Annotated in this window: 24 protein-coding genes; 20 read left to right on the plus strand and 4 right to left on the minus strand. The window is 60.8% G+C overall.

The features are described 5' to 3' along the window. The first annotated feature begins 210 nt into the window (after window positions 1-210). Together yghU and BUB78_RS17845 are read left to right on the plus strand one after the other, a co-directional pair. The gene (yghU, locus tag BUB78_RS17840; RefSeq protein WP_073200457.1) at window positions 211-1,077 is read left to right on the plus strand and encodes a glutathione-dependent disulfide-bond oxidoreductase; all 867 of its coding nucleotides are present in this window, start codon (window positions 211-213) and stop codon (window positions 1,075-1,077) included. A 123-nt stretch (window positions 1,078-1,200) separates the two neighbouring features. Next, window positions 1,201-1,920 (plus strand): NYN domain-containing protein, encoded by a 720-nt coding sequence (locus BUB78_RS17845; RefSeq protein WP_073200459.1) that lies wholly within the window; start codon window positions 1,201-1,203, stop codon window positions 1,918-1,920. Window positions 1,921-1,929: 9 nt separating this feature from the next. On the opposite strand, the gene BUB78_RS17850 is transcribed toward BUB78_RS17845, so the two are convergent. After that, entirely contained in the window at window positions 1,930-3,015 is a 1,086-nt protein-coding gene (locus BUB78_RS17850) for a CaiB/BaiF CoA transferase family protein (protein WP_073200461.1), read from the minus strand. Window positions 3,016-3,166: 151 nt separating this feature from the next. On the opposite strand from BUB78_RS17850, the gene BUB78_RS17855 reads away from it, so the two are divergent. Next, the gene (locus BUB78_RS17855) at window positions 3,167-3,670 is read left to right on the plus strand and encodes an SRPBCC family protein (RefSeq protein ID WP_073200463.1); all 504 of its coding nucleotides are present in this window, start codon (window positions 3,167-3,169) and stop codon (window positions 3,668-3,670) included. Here BUB78_RS17855 and BUB78_RS17860 read toward each other — a convergent pair. After that, complete coding sequence (locus tag BUB78_RS17860; protein ID WP_073200465.1) at window positions 3,667-4,362, minus strand: SGNH/GDSL hydrolase family protein; 696 nt, start codon at window positions 4,360-4,362, stop codon at window positions 3,667-3,669. The genes BUB78_RS17855 and BUB78_RS17860 overlap by 4 nt on opposite strands. Window positions 4,363-4,570: 208 nt before the next feature. On the opposite strand from BUB78_RS17860, the gene BUB78_RS17865 reads away from it, so the two are divergent. The 14 genes from BUB78_RS17865 (at window position 4,571) to BUB78_RS17930 (ending at window position 15,800) form a co-directional block, all read left to right on the plus strand. Next, window positions 4,571-5,500: an ABC transporter ATP-binding protein gene (locus tag BUB78_RS17865; protein WP_073200467.1), complete on the plus strand. Its 930-nt coding sequence runs from the start codon at window positions 4,571-4,573 to the stop codon at window positions 5,498-5,500. Next, the gene (locus BUB78_RS17870) at window positions 5,497-6,258 is read left to right on the plus strand and encodes an ABC transporter permease (RefSeq protein WP_073200469.1); all 762 of its coding nucleotides are present in this window, start codon (window positions 5,497-5,499) and stop codon (window positions 6,256-6,258) included. Before BUB78_RS17865 ends, BUB78_RS17870 begins: the two co-directional genes overlap by 4 nt. Window positions 6,259-6,370: 112 nt before the next feature. After that, window positions 6,371-7,168, plus strand: a complete 798-nt coding sequence (locus BUB78_RS17875; protein WP_073200471.1) for a S49 family peptidase — start codon at window positions 6,371-6,373, stop codon at window positions 7,166-7,168. Then, window positions 7,149-7,340 carry a hypothetical protein gene (locus BUB78_RS17880; protein ID WP_073200472.1) on the plus strand — a complete coding sequence of 64 codons (192 nt, stop codon included), beginning with the start codon at window positions 7,149-7,151 and terminating at the stop codon, window positions 7,338-7,340. Before BUB78_RS17875 ends, BUB78_RS17880 begins: the two co-directional genes overlap by 20 nt. Then, window positions 7,337-8,302 carry a calcium/sodium antiporter gene (locus BUB78_RS17885; protein WP_073200474.1) on the plus strand — a complete coding sequence of 322 codons (966 nt, stop codon included), beginning with the start codon at window positions 7,337-7,339 and terminating at the stop codon, window positions 8,300-8,302. Before BUB78_RS17880 ends, BUB78_RS17885 begins: the two co-directional genes overlap by 4 nt. 13 nt (window positions 8,303-8,315) lie before the next feature. Continuing rightward, window positions 8,316-9,095 carry an SDR family oxidoreductase gene (locus tag BUB78_RS17890; protein WP_073200476.1) on the plus strand — a complete coding sequence of 260 codons (780 nt, stop codon included), beginning with the start codon at window positions 8,316-8,318 and terminating at the stop codon, window positions 9,093-9,095. Window positions 9,096-9,392: 297 nt separating this feature from the next. Further along, window positions 9,393-11,261, plus strand: coding sequence for an excinuclease ABC subunit UvrC (gene uvrC, locus BUB78_RS17895; protein WP_073200478.1), 1,869 nt, complete (start codon window positions 9,393-9,395; stop codon window positions 11,259-11,261). Window positions 11,262-11,338: 77 nt separating this feature from the next. Then, the gene (locus BUB78_RS17900) at window positions 11,339-12,019 is read left to right on the plus strand and encodes a TetR/AcrR family transcriptional regulator (protein ID WP_073200480.1); all 681 of its coding nucleotides are present in this window, start codon (window positions 11,339-11,341) and stop codon (window positions 12,017-12,019) included. Further along, the gene (locus BUB78_RS17905) at window positions 12,016-13,317 is read left to right on the plus strand and encodes a phenylacetate--CoA ligase family protein (RefSeq protein ID WP_073200482.1); all 1,302 of its coding nucleotides are present in this window, start codon (window positions 12,016-12,018) and stop codon (window positions 13,315-13,317) included. The genes BUB78_RS17900 and BUB78_RS17905 overlap by 4 nt, the downstream gene beginning before the upstream one ends. Continuing rightward, complete coding sequence (locus tag BUB78_RS17910; protein ID WP_073200484.1) at window positions 13,318-14,079, plus strand: enoyl-CoA hydratase/isomerase family protein; 762 nt, start codon at window positions 13,318-13,320, stop codon at window positions 14,077-14,079. A gap of 60 nt (window positions 14,080-14,139) precedes the next feature. Further along, window positions 14,140-14,805: a CDP-diacylglycerol--glycerol-3-phosphate 3-phosphatidyltransferase gene (gene pgsA / locus BUB78_RS17915; RefSeq protein ID WP_073200486.1), complete on the plus strand. Its 666-nt coding sequence runs from the start codon at window positions 14,140-14,142 to the stop codon at window positions 14,803-14,805. Beyond that, window positions 14,805-15,050, plus strand: coding sequence for a molybdopterin converting factor subunit 1 (gene moaD / locus BUB78_RS17920; RefSeq protein ID WP_073200488.1), 246 nt, complete (start codon window positions 14,805-14,807; stop codon window positions 15,048-15,050). Before pgsA ends, moaD begins: the two co-directional genes overlap by 1 nt. A 3-nt stretch (window positions 15,051-15,053) precedes the next feature. Further along, window positions 15,054-15,497 carry a molybdenum cofactor biosynthesis protein MoaE gene (locus BUB78_RS17925; protein ID WP_073200491.1) on the plus strand — a complete coding sequence of 148 codons (444 nt, stop codon included), beginning with the start codon at window positions 15,054-15,056 and terminating at the stop codon, window positions 15,495-15,497. Between the two features lie 12 nt (window positions 15,498-15,509). Then, on the plus strand, window positions 15,510-15,800 hold the full coding sequence (locus BUB78_RS17930) for an SCP2 sterol-binding domain-containing protein (protein ID WP_073200493.1): 291 nt from the start codon (window positions 15,510-15,512) through the stop codon (window positions 15,798-15,800). Here the strand turns inward: BUB78_RS17930 and BUB78_RS17935 are convergent. Together BUB78_RS17935 and BUB78_RS17940 are read right to left on the minus strand one after the other, a co-directional pair. Beyond that, window positions 15,797-16,447, minus strand: a complete 651-nt coding sequence (locus BUB78_RS17935; protein ID WP_073200518.1) for a ChrR family anti-sigma-E factor — start codon at window positions 16,445-16,447, stop codon at window positions 15,797-15,799. The two genes, BUB78_RS17930 and BUB78_RS17935, sit on opposite strands and share 4 nt — an antisense overlap. Window positions 16,448-16,455: 8 nt before the next feature. Further along, entirely contained in the window at window positions 16,456-17,016 is a 561-nt protein-coding gene (locus BUB78_RS17940) for a sigma-70 family RNA polymerase sigma factor (RefSeq protein WP_425442208.1), read from the minus strand. 225 nt (window positions 17,017-17,241) lie between these two features. Here BUB78_RS17940 and BUB78_RS17945 point away from each other — a divergent pair, with 225 nt between their 5' ends. Genes BUB78_RS17945 through BUB78_RS17955 form a run of 3 tightly spaced genes read left to right on the plus strand, consistent with a single transcriptional unit; the run spans window position 17,242 to window position 20,524 of the window. Further along, window positions 17,242-18,540 carry an NAD(P)/FAD-dependent oxidoreductase gene (locus BUB78_RS17945; protein ID WP_073200496.1) on the plus strand — a complete coding sequence of 433 codons (1,299 nt, stop codon included), beginning with the start codon at window positions 17,242-17,244 and terminating at the stop codon, window positions 18,538-18,540. Next, window positions 18,537-19,292: a DUF1365 domain-containing protein gene (locus tag BUB78_RS17950; protein ID WP_073200499.1), complete on the plus strand. Its 756-nt coding sequence runs from the start codon at window positions 18,537-18,539 to the stop codon at window positions 19,290-19,292. The genes BUB78_RS17945 and BUB78_RS17950 overlap by 4 nt, the downstream gene beginning before the upstream one ends. Beyond that, the gene (locus BUB78_RS17955) at window positions 19,289-20,524 is read left to right on the plus strand and encodes an MFS transporter (RefSeq protein ID WP_073200501.1); all 1,236 of its coding nucleotides are present in this window, start codon (window positions 19,289-19,291) and stop codon (window positions 20,522-20,524) included. Before BUB78_RS17950 ends, BUB78_RS17955 begins: the two co-directional genes overlap by 4 nt. Window position 20,525 lies beyond the last annotated feature (1 nt).

Here is a 20,525-nt window from a genome sequence, read left to right on the forward strand (position 1 = left end):
ATGATCACCCACACCCTTGCCCTCGACGATATCAACAAGGGCTTCCAGATGATGCACGCAGGCGAATCAATCCGCTCTGTCGTGGTCTATTGAACCGCGCCTCTGAACTCTGAAAAGTACAACGCCGCACAGCCCCCTGTGCGGCGTTACGCATTGCGCGCGGGCAAAGACCGCTTAAATTCCGCCCGAACCCGAGGAAGGATCACAGATATGAGCGACACTTACACCCCCCCCGAGGTCTGGACATGGGAGGCAGAATCAGGCGGCAAGTTCGCCTCGATCAACCGCCCAATCGCCGGGGCTACCCATGACAAGACCCTGCCGGTCGGCAAACACCCGTTCCAGCTTTATTCCCTGGCGACGCCCAACGGCGTCAAGGTGACGGTGATGTTCGAGGAACTGCTGGCTGCAGGTCATGACGCTGAATATGACGCCTGGCGCATCGATATCGGCGAGGGTGATCAGTTTGGCAGCGGCTTTGTCGAGATCAACCCCAACTCGAAAATCCCCGCCCTGATGGATCGCTCTGGTGATACCCCGCTGCGGGTGTTCGAAAGCGGCTCGATCCTGATGCATCTGGCCGAGAAATTCGGCGCCTTTCTACCCGCAAGTGGCCCGGCGCGCACCGAGGTTCTGAACTGGCTGTTCTGGCAAATGGGCAGCGCGCCCTACCTTGGCGGCGGCTTTGGTCATTTCTACGCCTATGCGCCGGAAAAATGGCAGTATCCGATCGACCGCTTCGCAATGGAAACCAAGCGCCAGCTTGACGTTCTCGACCGGCAATTGGCCGAGCGCCCCTATATTGCGGGCAATGCCTATTCGATTGCCGATATGGCGATATGGCCGTGGTACGGACAGCTTGTTCTCGGTCGCCTTTACAGCGCCGCGACATTCCTTGACGTGACCAGCTATACCCATGTCATGACCTGGGCCAAAAAGATCAACGCACGCGACGCCGTGCAACGCGGTCGCAAAGTCAACCGCAGCTTTGGCGAGCCGCATATGCAGCTGCATGAACGCCATGACGCATCCGATTTTGACACCAAGACACAGGACAAGATCGCGCCCTCGACGTAAGGCCCAGGAAAATTCGACAAATTTTCTTGGCTTATTTTCTTCGCAGAAGAAAATCCACACCGCAAACGGGTTTCACACCCGCACCGGATCGGGCATGACTGGGCCGAACCAAGGAGGCTGACCATGCCCGACTCCAAAACTCCGCTTCTGGCGGTATTGATCGACGCCGATAACGTGCCGGCAAAGTTCGCCCGCGCGATCCTGAAAGAGGTGACAAGCTATGGCGAGCCGGGCTTGCGCCGGGTCTATGGCGACTGGTCAAGCCAGCAACTGTCCGGCTGGACCAAGACCGCACAGGAACTGGGTCTTGTCCAACACCAGCAAACCGCCAATACCAAGGGCAAGAACGCAAGCGATATCGGCCTGGTGATTGATGCGATGGATATCCTGCATGCGGGCCATTTCAACGGCTTTGTCCTTGTCTCGTCCGACAGCGATTTCACCCGCCTCGCCAGCCGCATCCGCGAACAGGGCCTGACGGTGATTGGCATAGGCGAGGCCAAGGCGCCGGATGCGCTCAAGAACGCCTGCAACCGTTTTGTTGCCATCGAAAACATCTATCAAAGCACCGCAGACGCCCCGCAAAGCGCGCCTGCGCCGAAGATCGACCCGCAGACCATGACCTCCGCGCGCGACCTGATCTTCGAGGCGATGGAAAAGATCGACCTTGACGATGAATGGTACCCGCTTGGCCGCATCGGCCAGCAGATACAGGCCGACAAGCCCGATTTCGACACCCGCAGCTATGGCAAGAAAAAGCTCAGCGAGCTGATCAAGGAGTTGAAAGTGTTTGAAACCAAATCAGGCCCCGGCAATCAGCTTTTGGTGCGCCGGGTCGATTAGACAGCGCCGTCACTCCCCAGACGCCAGCCAAGCCCTGATCTCGTCGCTCTGCGCCCCGCGCGCGGGCGGCTTAGAGGTGGCGCGTACCTTTCCGTCAAACCGCGGCGCCGGGGCGGGCTCCAGCCCGCCATCGCCCTGCCGCCAAACCGCGCGGGCGGCCATATGGGCCTCTTTTGCGGCCTCTTTCGGTGCCAGAACCGGCGCGACGCAGGCATCCGATCCGTCAAAAATCGCAGCCCAATGCGCAAGCGGGTGTTGCGCGAAAATCGCCTCAAGCGCGGCCCCCTGCGCGCGCCATTCAGAGCGGTCATGCTGCTGCGCAAAAGCCTGCGTCTCCTCAAGCCCCAACAGGCGCAGGAATTCTGCATAAAACTGTGGCTCAAGGCATTGCACACTCAGATACCCGCCACAGCGACAGCGATAGACCCGCGACCAATGCGGCCCATCCAAAAGGCTTTGCCCGCGCTCTGTGCGCAAATGTCCGGCGGGGGCCATCGACATCAAAAGCGCCATCATATGCGCCGAGCCATCGACAATTGCCGCGTCGACAACCGTGCCACGGCCGCTGCGCGCGGCCTGCAACAAACCGGCAAGCACTCCTGCCACAAGATAAAGAGCGCCACCGCCCACATCACCCACCATCGTCGCGGGTGTCTGGGGCGGGGTGCCCGGCGCGCCGGCATACCAGAGCGCGCCAGAGGTGGCGATATAGTTAAGGTCATGCCCTGCCGTTTGCGCGCGCGGCCCATCCTGGCCCCAACCGGTCATGCGGCCATAAACCAGCTTGGGGTTGGCCCGCTGCATCTCTTCGGGGCCCAGGCCAAGCCGCTCCATCACGCCGGGGCGGAACCCCTCGACCAGAGCATCGGCGCGCGCGATCAGGACGCGCGCCACGTCAAGATCACCGGCGTCCTTGAGATCAAGCGTGATCGAGCGTTTGCCGCGATCCAGAAGGTTTCGCTCTCCGGCCACCGGGTTTGCCTTGCCGGGGCGGTGGATCACAATCACCTCGGCGCCCAGTTCGGCCAGCATCATCGCCGCAAAGGGCGCCGGGCCAAGGCCTTCGATCTCGATCACACGGATGCCTGATAACATGCTCTGCCCTTTCCCGGTTTGTCCCAGAGTACAAAGCCGGGCGCAAAGGTGCCAGACGGCTTTTCAGAGCCTAAGACTTTCTGCTCTCTTGGCGTAAGGCAAACCCTGCGCTAGGCTCTGTGCAATCCCAGCAAGGCAAGGAGCGATACCAATGCAGATGAGTGACGAGCGCGATATCAAGGCGGATCGCGCAACGGTCTGGGCAGCCCTGCTTAGCCCCGAGGTTCTCAAGGAATGCGTGCCCGGCGCGCAAGAGGTGACCGGCACGCCCGAAGACGGGTTTGATGCGCTGGTCGTGCAAAAGGTCGGCCCGGTCAAGGCCACGTTCAAGGGCACCGTGACCCTGTCGAACATGGTCGAGATGGAAAGCCTGACCCTGACCGGAGAGGGCAAGGGCGGGGCTGCGGGCTTTGCCAAGGGCGGCGCCAATGTGCGCCTTGAGGATAGCGAAACCGGCACCCGGCTGATCTATGAGGTCGAGGCCAAGGTCGGTGGCAAACTGGCCCAGCTTGGAAGCCGGATCGTCGATGGCTTTGCCAAGAAGATGGCGGAACAGTTCTTTAGCCGCTTTGAAGAGGTGCTTGAGGGCCCGAAGGACGATGACGACGAACCAGAAGCGGAAAAGAAAGGCTGGCTCAAGCGGTTGATCAGCTAGCGGCGCGCCTCGGTCTGCGCGATAAGCCGGGCAATGCGCGCGCCAATGGCCGCGCTTGCCTTGGTCGAGGGGTGAATAAGGTCAATGCCGTGAAAGCTTCGGTCGCCATGCGGCACCAGATCGGCCAGCGGCACGAAATGCACGCCCCGGTCAAGCGCGGCCAGACGCGCGGCGCGGCGGTCCATCTCGTCGCCCTCGTCGGCACATCCCTCGATCGGCGATGTGACACCCGGCGTGCGCATGTACCCCACGTAAATCACCTGCGCGCCGCTGGCCCGCATCCGCGAGGCAAAGCCAGGGATCGCGCCGCGCCTGCCGTCTTTGCTGATAAGCTGATCCATCTTGCGCGCGCACCTGCCACAGCCGCAGCCGAAAAAGATATCATTGCCACCGCCATTCAGGATGACCCAATCCCAATCTCCGGCGCGGTATTGCTTGGGGATGCTAAGGCCCGCCGCCCCGGAAATCGGCAAACGATAGACGAACCGCGCGCCCGACACGGCGCGATCAACGACCGGTTCTTTCAACGCGCGCTCGACCCCGTTGGCCACCGATTGCCCGGTCATCCCATGCACCGCAAAGAGCGAATCGCCCATCAGCAGAATCCGCGATGGCGTATCGCGATTGACGCTTTCGGTGCACCCAAGCAGCGCCAGCGTCACAAGAAAAAGGGTAAGGACGGGTTTGAACATACCAGGTTTTATTTCACTCTGTGGACGGGTCGGCGGCGTGACATGTTGCGTTAAACCCCAAAGATCAAGGATAGCTGTTTGAAATTGGTCCAAATAGCGACACATCCAAGGCATCTTGCGCAAATGCGCACAGATCACTCTGCGCCGTGGGATGTTGCACATGACGGGCAAAAGCCTAGGTTTGCCGCAACGAAGCATGAGGGGCTCAATGGCAACGATCGTTAAGGTGGATGACCTTCGCAAGGTCTACAAAGGCGGGTTCAAGGCGCTTCGCGGCGTGTCCCTGTCGATTGAAGAGGGCGAGATCCTGGCCCTGCTTGGCCCCAATGGCGCGGGTAAGACCACGCTTATTTCGGCGCTCTGCGGCATCACCACCCCGACCGGCGGCAGCGCGACGATTGGCGGGCACGATATTGTGACCGGCTATCGCGCGGCACGTGCGATGATCGGGCTTGTGCCCCAGGAACTTGCCCTGGAACCGTTTGAAAAGGTGATCAACACGGTGCGCTTTTCGCGCGGTCTGTTCGGCAAATACAATGACCCGGCCCTGATCGAGCGCATCCTGCGGCAATTGTCGCTTTGGGACAAACGCAACAGCCGCATTCGCGAGCTGTCCGGCGGGATGAAGCGCCGCGTTCTGATTGCCAAGGCGCTCTGTCACGAGCCGCGCGTTCTGTTTCTGGACGAGCCGACCGCCGGTGTCGACGTCGAATTGCGCCGCGACATGTGGCAGGTGGTCGAGGGCCTCAAGGCGCAGGGCGTGACCATCATCCTGACCACCCATTACATCGAAGAGGCCGAGGCGATTGCCGACCGCGTCGCGGTGATCAACAAGGGCGAAATTCTCTTGGTGGAAAACAAGGCCGACCTGATGGCCCGCATGGGCCGCAAGAGCCTGCGCATTGACCTCTCGGAGCCGCTTGATCACGTGCCCGAGGCCCTCAAGGATTATGACCTTGAACTGGCCGGGGACGGTGAGGCGCTCAAGTACCACTATGACACCCGCGGCGATGGCACCGGCATCACCCGCCTGCTTCAGGCGTTGGCCAAAGAGGGCCTGTCGCTGCGTGACATCGAAACCCGTCAAAGCAGCCTCGAAGAGATTTTCGTCGGGCTTGTGAACGAGGAAACACCATGAATCTGCATGCCATCCGGGCGATTTATATCTATGAAATGAAGCGATTTTTCCGCACCGTGATGGAAAGCCTGCTGTCGCCGGTGATCTCCACCTCGCTTTACTTCGTGGTCTTCGGCGCCGCCATAGGAAGCCGGATAGATCAGGTCGAGGGCGTGGCCTATGGCGCGTTTATCGTGCCCGGCCTTATCATGCTGAGCGTGATGACCCAGGCGATCAGCAATGCCTCTTTCGGGATATATTTCCCGAAATTCATCGGCACCATATTCGAGCTTTTGTCGGCACCGATCAACTTTCTTGAGATCGTGATCGGCTATGTCGGCGCGGCGGCGACCAAGGCGTTACTGATCGGCGTGGTGATCCTTATCACGGCGAACTTTTTCGTCGATCTCGATATTCAGCATCCGGTCGCGATGCTCGCCTTTCTGGTGATGATCTGCCTGTCGTTTTCGCTGTTCGGCTTCATCATCGGCATCTGGGCCGAGAATTTTCAACAGCTTCAGCTTATCCCGCTTCTGGTGATCACGCCGCTGGTGTTTCTTGGCGGGTCTTTCTATTCGATCTCGATGCTGCCCCCCGCCTGGCAGACGGTGACCCTGTTCAACCCGGTGGTCTATCTGATCTCGGGATTTCGCTGGTCGTTCTTCGGCACGGCGGATGTGGCCATCGGCTATAGCCTTCTGGCAATCGCGGTGTTCTTCGCGCTCTGCCTCGCGGCGGTCTGGCTAATCTTCAAGACCGGGTACAGGATCAAGTCTTGAGCCAGCGGGCGTGACCTTTTTACCCCGGCCCCGCCCTAATCAGGGCGGCTAGCACACACCGTTTGCGCCGCCCGCCTTGTTTGTCGCGCCCCGGCACTCTACATCGGGCGATATGAAACATTTGATCCCCTTTCTGAAGCGCAAACCCATGGTCGCGGTCATTCGACTTGCCGGCACAATCGGGTCTGGTGGGCGCAGCCAGTTGAACGACGAGGCCCTTGGCCCGGTCATCGAAAAAGCGTTTTCCAAAGGCAAGCCGGTTGCCGTGGCGCTCGTGATCAATTCGCCGGGCGGCTCGCCGGTGCAATCGTCGTTGATTGCCGCGCGCATTCGACGGTTGGCGGATGAAAAAGACATCCCCGTGCATGCCTTTGTCGAAGACGTTGCGGCCTCTGGCGGCTATTGGCTAGCCACCGCCGCCGATGACATCTGGGCCGACCCTTCGTCGGTTCTGGGTTCGATCGGGGTGATTTCGGCCGGCTTTGGCGCGCAGGTTCTTCTGTCGCGCCAGGGGATTGAGCGGCGGGTTTACACATCCGGCAAATCCAAGAGCATGCTTGATCCGTTCCTGCCCGAAAAACCCGAGGACGTGACCCGGCTCAAGGGCATCCTTGAAGACATCCACGAGGCCTTCGTCGCCCACGTCAAATCCCGACGCGGCGCCAGGCTTGCCGATAACCCGGAAATTTTCACCGGCGAGTTCTGGCTTGGTCAGCGCGCGATTGATCTTGGGCTGGCCGATGGCATCGGCCACGTGGTGCCGAAACTCAAAGAGCTTTACGGCGACAAGGTGCGCTTTGCCCGCTATGGCCGCAAACGCGGGCTGTTTCAGCGTTTTGGCGCCGAGATCGCGCAGGACGCCATGACCGCAATCGAGGACCGGGCAAGCTATGCCCGGTTTGGGCTCTGATATGGTGGTCAAGATCGTCGTATTGTTTCTGGTTGCCATGGGCGTGATGGCGATGTTCGGCAAGCTCCGGTATCCGGGGCAAAAGCGCCTTGCACAGGCCAAGTGCAAAAGCTGTGGTCGTTATCGGATCGGCAAAGGTCCCTGTTCTTGCCAAAAGGGTAAGCTTAAATGATGCCATGGATTTTATCCGGGCTTGGCCTGGTGATTTTGCTGCTTGCCGGCGATGCCCTGGTCAAAGGTGCCGTCAACCTTAGCCTTCGGGTGGGTATTCCCGCGCTGATCGTCAGCCTGACAATCGTGGCCTTCGGCACCTCTGCGCCGGAACTTTTGATTTCCGTCAACGCGGTATTGGCCGACAAGCCCGGCCTTGCGCTTGGCAATGTCGTCGGCTCGAATACGGCGAATGTTCTTTTGGTTCTGGGCATTCCGGCGATGATGTCGGTGCTTCACACCAGCGGCTGTCGCTGCTCCAAATCCTATCTTCAGATGCTTATGGCGAGCGCGCTTTTCATCGCTCTGGCATTTCGCGGCGAGTATGATGCGCTTTCGGGCGCGGTGCTTTTGGGCGCGCTGTTCCTGATGCTTGCCGATGCCTTTCGCGACGCGCGCAACCACCGGCGCGACGCCGCGATCAAGGCCCTTGCCGACGCCGACGAGAACGCTGATGTCGAAGGCGCCGACCCCGACATGCCATGGTGGCAGATCATCACCTTTTTGCTGCTTGGCCTCATCGGCCTGCCGCTTGGGGCGGATATCCTTGTCGATAATGCCTCGATCATCGCAGAGCGCTATGGCGTCAGCGATTCCGTTATCGGCCTGACGCTTGTGGCGGTTGGCACCTCGCTGCCGGAGCTGGCGACTACGGTCATGGCGGCCCTGCGCAAACAGGCGGATGTGGCGCTTGGCAATGTCATCGGATCGAATATGTTCAACCTTCTGGCCATTATCGGGGTAACAACCCTTGTCGGAAGCGTTCCGGTGGATCCCGAGTTTCTGAAGTTCGACCTCTGGGTCATGCTCGGGGCCTCGCTTGCGCTTATTCCGTTTGTGTTTTTCCGTCTGGATATCGGGCGGTTTTGGGGCATTGCCTTGACCTCTACCTATGTGGGCTATGTCACGATTGTGTTGATCTAACCGGAGACAGGGCATGACACGGGCATTGGTAACGGGCGCAGGAAAACGACTTGGCCGCGCCATGGCGCTTGAACTGGCGCGGCAGGGCCATGATGTGGCCGTGCATTACGCAAGCTCGGCAGAGGCCGCCGAAGACGTGGCCAACGAGATTCGCGCCCTGGGGCGCAACGCGGTCACGATTCAGGCCGATCTGCTGAATGAAGATCAGGTGACGCCGCTTGTTGGGCGCGCCGCAGAGGCGCTTGGCGGGCCGGTTACCACGCTGATCAACAACGCCTCGATCTTTGAATACGACAACATCGACAGCGCCACGCGCGCGGGCTGGGACCGGCATATCGAAAGCAACCTGCGCGCGCCCTTCGTTCTGACGCAGGCAATGGCGCGGGATATCCCCGACCCGGTGATGGATGAATACGGCGAGCCGGTGGCGCAGGGCCTTGTGATCAACATGATAGATCAGAGGGTGCGCAAGCTGACGCCAGAGTTCATGACCTATACCATCGCCAAGATGGGGCTTTGGGCCTTTACCCAGACCGCCGCGCAGGCGCTTGCCCCGAAACTGCGCGTGAATGCGATTGGTCCGGGGCCCACGCTTCAGGGTCATCGCCAGAGCGATGGCCATTTCCAGAACCAGCGACAGGCCACGATCATGGCCCGCGGCGCCAATGCCGGTGACATCACCAGCGCACTTGCCTATTTCCTCTCGGCACCCGCCGTGACGGGGCAATTGCTCTGTGTGGATGGCGGTCAGCACCTCGGCTGGCAGACCCCGGATGTCCTTGGGGTTGAATAGCCAACGCGGCCCTATGGCAAGAGTTTTGCACTGGTCGCCAGCCCGTCATGTAAGCGTTACAAAAACTTCAACGTTTTCAACATTTTGCAGGCGCTGCATTATTTTACAGAACAAAATCAATGCGTTGCGAAAGCGCCTATTTTTTAGGCAAATCAGCGAAGACAGCCAAATGCAACGGAAATTTCCGGTTCACTGAAACTTATCATCAGAGTTATCCACATGAATGGTGGAAAGCTTCCCTCTTGCCCTTGGTGCCGTATCATTGCAGCACAGCCAAAGAATCATATCTGAGTGTCCATGACCGAGCCCGATCAGGAAATGCCGCAAAAATCCGGCCATGAGGTGATCCGCGATTACCTGCGCACGCTCGATGCCTCGCCCGGGGTGTATCGCATGCTCGATGCGCAGGCGCGGGTGCTTTATGTCGGCAAGGCGCGCAATCTTCGGGCGCGGGTGTCAAGCTATGCCCGGCCTACCGGGCACACCGGGCGGATCGCGCGAATGATCTCTGAAACCGCGACGATGATGTTCCTGACCACCGCCACCGAAACCGAGGCGCTGTTGCTTGAACAGAACCTGATCAAGCAACTCAAGCCGCGCTACAACGTGCTTTTGCGCGACGACAAGAGCTTTCCCAACATCCTCGTGACCAGTCACGACTTTCCAATGATCAAAAAGCATCGCGGCGCCAAGCGCGAAAAGGGGTCTTACTACGGGCCCTTCGCAAGCGCCGGTGCGGTCAATCGGTCGCTGGCCCAATTGCAGCGGGTGTTTCAGCTTCGCAATTGCTCTGATGCGATGTTTGAAAGCCGCACCCGCCCCTGCTTGCAATATCAGATCAAACGCTGTACCGCGCCCTGCGTGGGCCAGATCAGCAAGGACGACTATCGCGCGCAGGTTGGCGATGCCCAACGCTATCTGTCCGGCAAATCCACCGAGATTCAGGAAAAGCTTGCGGCGCAGATGGCCGAGGCCTCCGAGGCGATGGAATTTGAACGCGCCGCCGCCCTGCGCGACCGGATCAAGGCGATGACCCAGGTGCAGACCGCACAGGGCATCAACCCGCGCAGCGTAGACGAGGCCGATATCGTCGCCCTGCATCTGGAAAAGGGACAGGCCTGCGTGCAGGTGTTCTTTATTCGCGGCGGGCAAAACTGGGGCAACCGCGATTTCTATCCGCGCGTTGGCGTCGATGTCGAAGAGGCCGAGGTGCTCGAGGCTTTCCTTGGCCAATTCTACGACAGCAAAGATCCGCCCCGGCACTTGATCCTGTCGCACGAGATCGAAAACCCCGACCTCATGCAACAGGCGCTCTCGGACAAGCTTGGCCGCAAGGTCACGCTGGCGGTGCCGCTGCGTGGTGAGAAGGCCGAATTGATAGACGGTGCCCTGCGCAATGCCCGCGAAAGCCTGGCGCGCAAGATGGCCGAGACCGCCACGCAGAGCAAACTGCTCAAGGGGCTGGCCGAGGCATTCGATCTGCCCGGCCCCCCGAAGCGGATCGAGGTTTACGACAACAGCCATATACAGGGCACCAATGCCGTCGGCGCGATGATCGTGGCGGGGGCCGAAGGCTTCATGAAAAACCACTATCGCAAGTTCAACATCCAGGGCGAGGGCCTGACCCCCGGCGACGATTTCGGGATGATGAAAGAGGTGCTGTCGCGCCGCTTCAAACGCCTTTTGAAGGAAGACCCGGATCGCACCCAGGGCACCTGGCCCGATCTCTTGCTGATCGACGGCGGCGCCGGTCAGGTCAGCGCCGTGGCCCAGATCATGCGCGAGATGGGCGTCGAGGATATCCCGATGGTGGGCGTCGCCAAAGGCGTCGACCGCGATCACGGCAAGGAAGAATTCCACCGCACCGGCAAACGGGTGATGGCGCTCCGTCACAACGATCCGGTGCTGTATTTCGTCCAGCGCCTGCGCGACGAGGCGCACCGTTTTGCGATCGGCACCCATCGTGCCAAACGCGCCAAATCCATGGGTGCCACCCCGCTTGACGAGGTGCCCGGCGTCGGCGCGGCGCGCAAACGCGCGCTTTTGGCCCATTTCGGAAGCGCCAAGGCCGTGAGCCGCGCCAATCTTGCCGATCTGCGGGCGGTTGATGGCGTGTCGGATGCTCTGGCGCAAAGGCTCTACGACTTTTTCCACGACCGCGGGTGACACTGCGCGCCAATGGACGGTTGACAGAAGCCTTTCAATCCTGAACATGACGTCAGTTTCATGTTCAGGTCGTCCAAATGCCCCAAATTTCCAGAGCCCGCATCGCAGCCCCCGAATTTTACGACTACGCCCGCGTTCTGGCCGCCCGGAGCACGGCCGAAACCAAAGGACAGCGCACCGCGCAACAGATCAGGATCGCCACCTGCTCCTTGCTGCAAACAGAGGCGATTCAGGATTTGACCGTTGCGGCCATCTGCAAGGCGGCGGGTGTCGCCAATGGCACGTTCTACCTCTATTTCCCTGATCAGACCCAGCTTTTGAACGATCTCCTGCTGGGCTTTGCCCGGTTTCTTCGGGCCAGCATGATCCGTGCCAGCCATGCCACCCCCGATCAGAGCATTCGCGCCACGACGCGGGCCTATGGCATGCTGTTCGAGCAAAATCGCGGGCTGATGAAATGCCTTGTGCATCACCTTGATCACTTCGCGCAGGCGCGCGAGGTGTTTCACGCCCTCAACCGCGAATGGATCGAAACCGTCGTCGCCGCAACCCAGCGTCGGCTGATCCGCGAAGGGCGCGGCGATGCGATTTGCGCGACTGAATTGCGCCGCCGCGCCTATGCGCTTGGCGGCATGACGGATCAATATTTCTCAAGCCTCTATCTTTCGGGCGAACCGGGGTTGATCGAGGTATCACAGGACCACGAGGCGGTGATCGACACGCTGACCACAATCTGGGAACGGGGATTGGAGCCATGAGCCTATTGGAACGCGCCGAATTCGCCGACGCCAAAACACTGCACGCCCATCAACAGGGCGCATGGGCCGCACAGGCCGAGTATGTTGCCGAACAGTCCGCGCTTTACCGCGATCTGTGGCAAGGCAAGGCACCCCCCAGGGACCTATCCGATCTGGCGCAGCTGCCGCTGTCGGACAAGGCGCAATTGCGCCTGTCACAGGCCGCGCATCCGCCGTTTGGCGATTACCTTGCCGCGGCTCCGCGCGCCGCCGTGCGCCTGCACCGGACATCGGGCACCACAGGGCAGGCGATGAACCTTGCGCTCTCGGCGCGCGATTGCGCGATCACCGAGGCCGTCGGCGGGCGCTGTCAGTCGGCGGCGGGGCTGACGCCCGATCATACGGTCGTGCATTGCCTGAACTATCAGATGTGGATGGGCGGGCTGACCGATCACATGACCCTTCAGGCAACCGGCGCGCTTGTGGTGCCCTTTGGCGTGGGCTCGACCGAACTTTTGGTGCGCACCATTCAAGAGGTCGGGATTACCGCGATTTCCTGCACGCCGTCCTATCCTTCGGTGCTTGAACGGGTGATTGCCGAGAAGTTCCCCGGCCTAAAGCCGCGCGATCTTGGGCTGAAACTCGGCCTCTTTGGCGGCGAAGCCGGGCTTGACGATCCGGCCTTTCGCGAGCGCCTGCGCCGGGTCTGGGGGATGGAGCCGCGCAATGCCAATTACGGCGTCTCGGATGTGTTTTGCAATTTCGCGGCGCAGTGCGAGCATGACAGCCGTTTGCATTTCATGGCCGCCGATGTGCTTTATCCAGAGTTGATCGACCCCGAAACGACCGACCCCGTGCCGCTTGAGGCCGGGCAAACCGGCGAATTGGTCCTGACCCATCTTGCGCGCGATTGTCAGCCGCTGGTGCGGTTTCGCAGCGGCGACATCATCACGGTGGATGAAACCGATCCCTGTACCTGCGGGCGCACGGGCTTTCGCTTTCGCGTGGTGGGGCGCTCGGATGACATGGTGGTGGTGCGCGGACTGAACCTGTTTCCGACCATGGTCGCGGCGGTAATCAACGGCTTTGCCGCGCTGTCGGGCGATTATCGCATCACGCTTGATGCGCCGCCGCCCTATGACGCCCTGCCGGTCTCGGTCGAGCTGGCCAAAGGGCAAACCGCGTCTGATGCGCTAGCCCAGGAGGTGGCGCAAGCGATGAAAGCCGCGCTTGGTGCCACCGCCCGCGTGACCCTTTTGCCAAACGGAAGCCTGCCCCTCACCGAGGGGAAAACGAAACGCGTGATACGGGAGTATTAGATGACCGATTTTACATATCAGACCGTGCTCAGCACCCTTGGCGAGGGCGGCGTGCGCACGATTACCCTCAATCGACCGCAAAGTCTTAATGCCATGAACCGCCAACTGATCGACGATGTCGCGCGCGCGTTTGAGGATGCCAATGGCGATCCGGCCACCCGCGCGATCATCTTTACCGGCGCGGGCAAGGCATTTTGTGCAGGCGATGACCGGCGCGAACATGTGCACCCCGAAACCGAGGAAGAGGCCCGCGATCTTGTAGAGGCGATTCAGCGCGCGACCCATGCCATCACCCTTGGCGCCAAGCCGGTGGTGGGCGCGATAAACGGCTGGGCCGTGGGCGGCGGGTTTGAGTGGGCGATAAACTGCGACTTCCCGATCTGGGCAAAATCGGCGCGCGGCTTCTTTCCCGAGGTCTCGCTGAACCTGTTCGTCACCGGCGCGGTCACAAGCCTGCTGCCCGCCTTGGTGGGCCTCAACAAGGCGCGCGAGATGCTGTTTTTCGGTGATCGCTATGGCGCGGACGAATTGCACGACATCGGCCTTGCATGGAAAACCGTTGAGGGTGAGGCGCTTATCAGCACAGCCACAGAGACCGCCCGCCGTCTTGCCGATCTGCCGACACTTTCGGTGCGCGCCATGAAGCGGGTGCTGAACGCCGCCGCGATGCCCGATCTGCATCGTGCGCTGCAACTTGAAACCGACGCAACCGTGGCCGGTTTCATGGACCCCGAAACCACCCGCTTGCTTAGTGATTTTTGATCGACCGGGACCGTGCAAGGGCGCTTTCCCTCGGCGTTGTGACAGGATAGAACCGACATCATGACGTGGAACCTGCCAAATATCCTGACCACGCTCCGCCTGCTGGCCGCCCCGGCAGTTGCGGTGATGTTCCTCTATTTCACAAGGCCCTATGCCGATTGGTTCGCCCTGATCCTGTTTGTCAGCGCGGCGATTACCGATTGGTTTGACGGCTATCTTGCGCGCAGCCTCAAGCAGGTCACGAAACTTGGCACCATGCTTGATCCGATCGCGGATAAGGCGATGGTGGTGATCGCGCTGATGGTGATCGTGGGATATTCAAGCATGTCGCCCTGGCTTGTGCTGCCGGCGACGGTGATCCTGTTTCGCGAGGTCTTTGTGTCTGGCCTTCGGGAATTTCTTGGCGATACGGCGGGCACGCTCAAGGTCACGCAACTGGCCAAATGGAAGACCACGGCGCAAATGGTCGCGATTGCCGTGCTCTTTGCCCAAGGCGTGTTCGAGCATTATTTCGGCATGTCGGTCATCGGCATGGATAATGAAATTGTGATCGGCATTCTGGATGGGCGCGAAGAAGATGTTCATGGGCTGATGTGGAAATATAGCGGCATGATCTGGGCCGGGCATGCGGGCGTGTGGTTGTTATGGCTGGCGGCGACGCTTACTTTGATAACCGGGATTGATTACTTCAAGAAATCGATCCCACACCTGAAGGATACCCAGTGATGGACGTGCTTTATTTTGCCTGGGTGCGCGAACGCGTCGGGCACCCGAAAGACCGAATCGACACCAACCCGGCGACGGTCATGGACCTTGTGAACGACCTGCGCGCCCGCGAACCACGCTATGAGGCGGCGTTTTCCGATCTCGGCGCGCTGCGCGTGGCGATTGATCAGGAACTTGCCGATTTTGACGCCTCTCTCGCTGGCGCGCGCGAAGTGGCGTTTTTCCCGCCGATGACAGGCGGCTAGGCGATGGATATCCGGGTAGAGGACGCGGCCTTTGATCTTGGCCACGAAACCAACGCTTTCGCGACTCGCCAATCGGGCATGGGCGCGGTGGTGACCTTCACCGGCATCGTGCGCGATCTCGAAAAGGGCGCGCTCAGCGCGATGGAGATCGAGCATTACCCCGGCATGACCCAAAAGGCGATTGAGGCCATCGCAACCGAGGCCAAGACCCGCTGGAATTTGGGCGATGTGCTTGTCATTCACCGCTATGGGCGGTTGCACCCTGACGAGATGATCATGATGGTCGCCACCTCTGCGCGCCACCGGGTTGATGCCTTTCAGGCGGCTGAATTCCTGATGGATTTCCTGAAGTCTCGCGCGCCGTTCTGGAAAAAGGAACTCACCCAGGAGAGCGCCGAGTGGGTGGCCGCCAAGGATATGGACGAAGACGCGCTCAAGCGCTGGTAAGGAACGCGGATCATGACAAGCGTCATTGCCGACTATATCGCCAATCTGACCCCCAAGGCCAAAGGCCAGATCAGGGGCACTGCGCGGCTTGAGATCACCGATCACGGCAGTGTCATGCTTGACGAAACCGGAGCCACGGCGAGCGATGGCCCCGCCGATGTCGTGCTCATCGCCAGCGATGAGGTGTTTCGCAATATCCTCTCGGGCGCACAGAACCCGATCACCGCCTATATGTCCGGCAAGCTCAGGGTCGAGGGCAACGTTCAGCGTGCCCTCAAGGTCAGCGCGATCCTGACGGCTTAAATCCGCAGGAACGGCTGCGCCAGTCGGGGGATCAGCGCGCGAAAGCGCAGAGGCGCATCCGTGGCGGCAAGACAAATGCAATCTGCCCCGATATCGGCCACAGGCGTGTGGTTCAGATCCTCATTGGCAATCTCGATATCACCGGGACCAAAATGATCGACCTCATCGACAAACGCACCCTGCAACACCAGCGTCAACTCGGTGCCGCGATGGCCGTGATCGGGTACTGCCGCCCCGGCCGGAATATACAAAAGCCGCGCCGTCGCCGCGCGCGAGGTCGGCAGGATCGCCTGTTTCACCCCCATCCCGACCGAGCGCCACTTGACCGCGTCAAGATCGCCGCCGATGTAGTCCTGCAACGGATGCGGAAGGCTGCTCTTGCGACGGGGGGCTGGCGCGGCCTGCGGAGCAGCGGCGCGAATGCGTTGCATCGTCGCCTCAAGGCTGCCGACACTCATTGCAACGCTGTCACATCGCTCGACCATCGCGCCGCCCATGGCATCAAACGCCCCAAGCCGGGCGCGACAGTCATCACACATCGAAATATGCGTGGCCACCGTAAGGCTGAACGCCTCTGGCAGGCTGCCTGCGGAATAGGCCACCAAAAGGGCGTCGGTCAGGTGATGTTTGATCTGTTTGTCGCTCATAATATCGGTCACTTCATTGCGTGGCGCAAACGATCGAGCGCCAGTCTGATACGGGATTTGATCGTGCCAAGCGGCAATCCGGTCTGTTCGGCAATCTCGGAATGGCTGAGATCGCTGAAATAGGCCTTTTCGATCAGCACCCTCTGTTTCTCGGGCAGGGCGGCAATCGCGTCGCCCAGTTGGTCACTTTCTTCTTGCAGGGCCAGCACATCGGCCTGATCCGGCTCGGGCTCGTTCCCCCAGGGCAAATCCTCGGGCTCGGGGCGCTTTTGTTTGCGCAGCGCGTCAATCTTGCGATTGCGCGCGATGGTAAAGATCCAGGTCGCCGCACTGGCGCGACTTGGGTCGAACAGGTGCGCCTTTTGCCAAAGCGTCGCCATCACCTCCTGGGCGCATTCCTCGGCCAGGGTGGCATCTGCGCCGGAGCGCATCAAGAATGCCTTTACCCGAGGGGCGAAATGGGCAAACAGCCGGGCAAAAGCCGCCTCATCCTGTGCCTCGCGGATTCGCGAGATGCAGGCCACCCAATCCTCGTTTTCCCGAGCTTTCTTGTCTTTCGTCGGTATCACTTGCGCCGGTCCTGACCGTTTAACCAATCGTTCGCCCCTCTTATCACGCAGGACGATCCCCGGCGAGGGGGCAGGGCGATCAATCAGGGCGCAATCGGTCAACATGAACCTGTTACGCGGTGGAATCCGGATCGGATCACAGTTTTCGATAAAAATTCATTCTAATCCGTTCTCACCCGACCTGCGTATGCCTTAAATAACAACAAAAAACGGGTTCACACAGTTATGCCATTCGAGACAAGCGCCGCGGCGCGCAAGACAATTGCCGTGATCGGCGCGGGTATCTCAGGGATGGGGGCGGCGCATCGCCTGGCCGATACCCACCACGTGACCCTGTTCGAGGCCGAGCCGCGCCTTGGCGGCCACGCCCGCACCATCATCGCCGGCAAACGTGGCGATCAGCCGGTCGATACCGGGTTTATCGTGTTCAATTATGCCAATTATCCCAGTCTGGCCGATCTGTTTGCCCGCCTTGATGTGCCCGTCGTCAAAAGCAACATGAGCTTTGGCGCCTCGGTGCGCGGCGGGGCGCTTGAATACGGGCTGGCCAGCGCCGGGGCCTTTTTCGCACAGCGCCGCAACGCGCTTAACCCGCGGTTTCTGCGGATGATGCGCGACATCTTTCGCTTCAATGCCCGCGCCCTTGATCACGTGAATGATCGCAATCTGACGGTTGGTCAGTTTCTCGACAAGCTCGGCACCGGTGATTATTTTCGCGACTATTACCTGTTACCGCTCTCCGGCGCGATCTGGTCCACCCCGACCAAGCAGATACTTGATTTCCCCGCCCATGCGATGATCCAGTTCTTCGAGAACCACGCCCTGCTCAATTACTCCGGCCAGCATCAGTGGTACACGGTTAAGGGTGGCTCGATTGCCTATGTCACCCGCCTTGAACACACGCTGCGCAGCCAAGGCGTAAGCTTGCGCTCCGGCACGCCGGTGGCCGGTGTGCGCCGGATTGACGGTGGCGTGGAAATTCGCGCGCAAGGCGGCGAATGGGAGCGCTTTGACGAGGTAATCTTTGCCACCCATTCCGACGACGCCCTGCGCCTGTTGAGCGATGCAACCGAGACCGAGAGCGCCAATCTTGGCGCGGTTGCCTATCAACCCAACGATATCGTTCTGCATGCCGACACAAGCATCATGCCCAAGCGGCGCGCGGTCTGGTCGTCGTGGAACTATACCGAAACCGCGACCAAGCGGGATGGACAGATCGACCTCACCTACTGGATGAATTGCCTGCAACCGATCCCCGAGGATGACCCGCATTTCGTTACTTTGAACTCCACCCGCGAGATCCGCCAGGAGTTGATCTATGATCAGGTGACCCTGCGCCATCCGGTCTATGATCTGGCGGCACTGAACGCTCAGGATCGCGTGCGGATGACCAATGGCGCACAAAACACCTGGTTCTGCGGGGCCTGGATGCGCCACGGGTTTCATGAAGACGGCCTTGCCAGCGGGCTTGAGGCGGCCGAGGCGCTTCTTGACCGCTCCGCGCTTTCCATGGCGGCCGAATGAGGGCTGTTGACCATATCGCCGGCCACACCTGGCATGGGCGCAAGGGAGCGGTAGAAAACGCCTTTCGCTACAGCATCGACTACGTGCTGCTTGACGCCGAAGGCCCGGTCGACGCGCCGCGCCTGTTTGGGCGCAACAAAGGCGGGCTTGCCTCGGTCTGGGATAGCGATCATGGCGGCCCGCCGCGGCACGGGCATGGCGCGGCTTGGGTGCGCGAGGTGTTGGCCGCCCACGATCTGCCGACGCCCGAGCGGATCGAGTTGCTGGCGCAACCGCGCATTCTTGGCCATGTCTTCAACCCGGTCGCCTTTTGGATCTGCCGTGATCAACAGGGCGACATTCCGGTGATCATCGCCGAGGTGACCAATACCTATGGTCAGAGGCACTCTTATCTGTGCCACCGCGATGACCTTGCGCCGATCACTGCCAATGACCGACTTAAGGCCAACAAGATTTTCTATGTCTCGCCGTTTCAGCGCATCGAGGGCAGCTATGAGTTTCGCTTTGATCTGCGCCCCGACCGGATTGGCATCTGGATTGATTTTACCGGCGGCAATGGCGGCGTGATCGCCACGTTGGTGGGGCCGCGCAAACCGCTCAGCAACACGGGCCTGATCCGCGCGATCCTGCGCCGCCCCTTTGGCTCGCGCCGGGTGCTGGCGCTTATTCACTGGCAGGCGCTCAAGCTCTGGTGGAAGGGCGCGCGCTTTCGCTCGCCGCCCAAGCCCCCGGCCGAAGAAATCAGCCGATGAGCCACGCAATCACAGCCCCCGCCACAACGCCGCGCCTGCCCGGCTTTGCGGTGTTTGCAGCACTTTTGGCCTCGGCGGGCCTGCCGCTTTATATCCACGCGCCCAAGTTTTACGTGGATGAATACGGCGTCTCGCTGGCCGCGCTTGGCACGGTGTTGTTCGCACTGAGGCTTTTGGATGTGGTGCAAGACCCGCTCTTGGGCCGCCTCTCGGAACGGCTGCGCGCGCATCGCGGAGCAACGGTGTGGGTTGCGGTTCTGGCGATGGCCGGGGCGATGCTTGGCCTGTTTGCCGTGACCCCTCCGATTGCGCCGCTGTGGTGGTTTGCGCTCATGCTGACGGTGGTGTTTTCCGCCTTTAGCTATCTCACGATCTGCTTTTACGCCCAAGGCGTGGCAAGCGCCGATCACCTTTCGGGTCAGGGCCACCTGCGGCTGGCCCGCTGGCGCGAGACAGGCGCGCTTTTGGGCATCTGCGCAGCGGCGGTCGCGCCTTTGGTGCTTGGCGGCTACGCCGGGTTTTCACTGGCCTTTCTCGGCCTTGCACTGGTTGCGATCTGGGCGATGGCAGGCCAGTGGGAGGGCGCGGATCTTCCGCCAAGCACCGGCTTTGGCAGGGTTCTGCGCGATCCCATCGCGCGCCGTTTGTTGATCGTGGCGCTGATCAACGCCGCCCCCGTCGCTGTAAGTTCAACGCTGTTTTTGTTCTTCGTCGAAAGCCGCCTTGCCGCACCGGGATGGGAGGGGCCGTTCCTGTTGCTCTTTTTCCTCTGCGCCGCTATGGCCGCGCCGTTCTGGGGCCGCCTCGCAGAAAGCCGGGGCGCAAAGCCCGTGTTGCTTGCGGGCATGGCTTTGTCGATCGCGGCCTTTGGCGGAGCGATCACATTGGGGCCCGGCGACCTTTGGGCCTTTGGCGTGATCTGCCTGGTGTCAGGCGCAGCACTTGGTGCGGACATGACCCTTTTGCCCGCCCTCTTCGCCACCCGCATGGCCGTGATTTCACCCAATGCCGCTGAGGGGTTCGGCCTCTGGTCCTTCGTGTCGAAATTTACCCTCGCACTGGCCGCCGTTTCGCTTTTGCCGCTCTTGCAGGCGGGCGGATTTCAACCCGGCCAAGGCAACGACCTGCAAGCGCTCTGGCTGTTGAGCCTGCTTTATGGCGCCCTGCCCTGTGCCCTGAAACTCCTGGCCATCGCGCTTTTGGCCCGCACCCCGATTGACGAAAGGAACTGAT

The organism is Roseovarius marisflavi, from assembly GCF_900142625.1.
GTDB lineage: Bacteria > Pseudomonadota > Alphaproteobacteria > Rhodobacterales > Rhodobacteraceae > Roseovarius > Roseovarius marisflavi.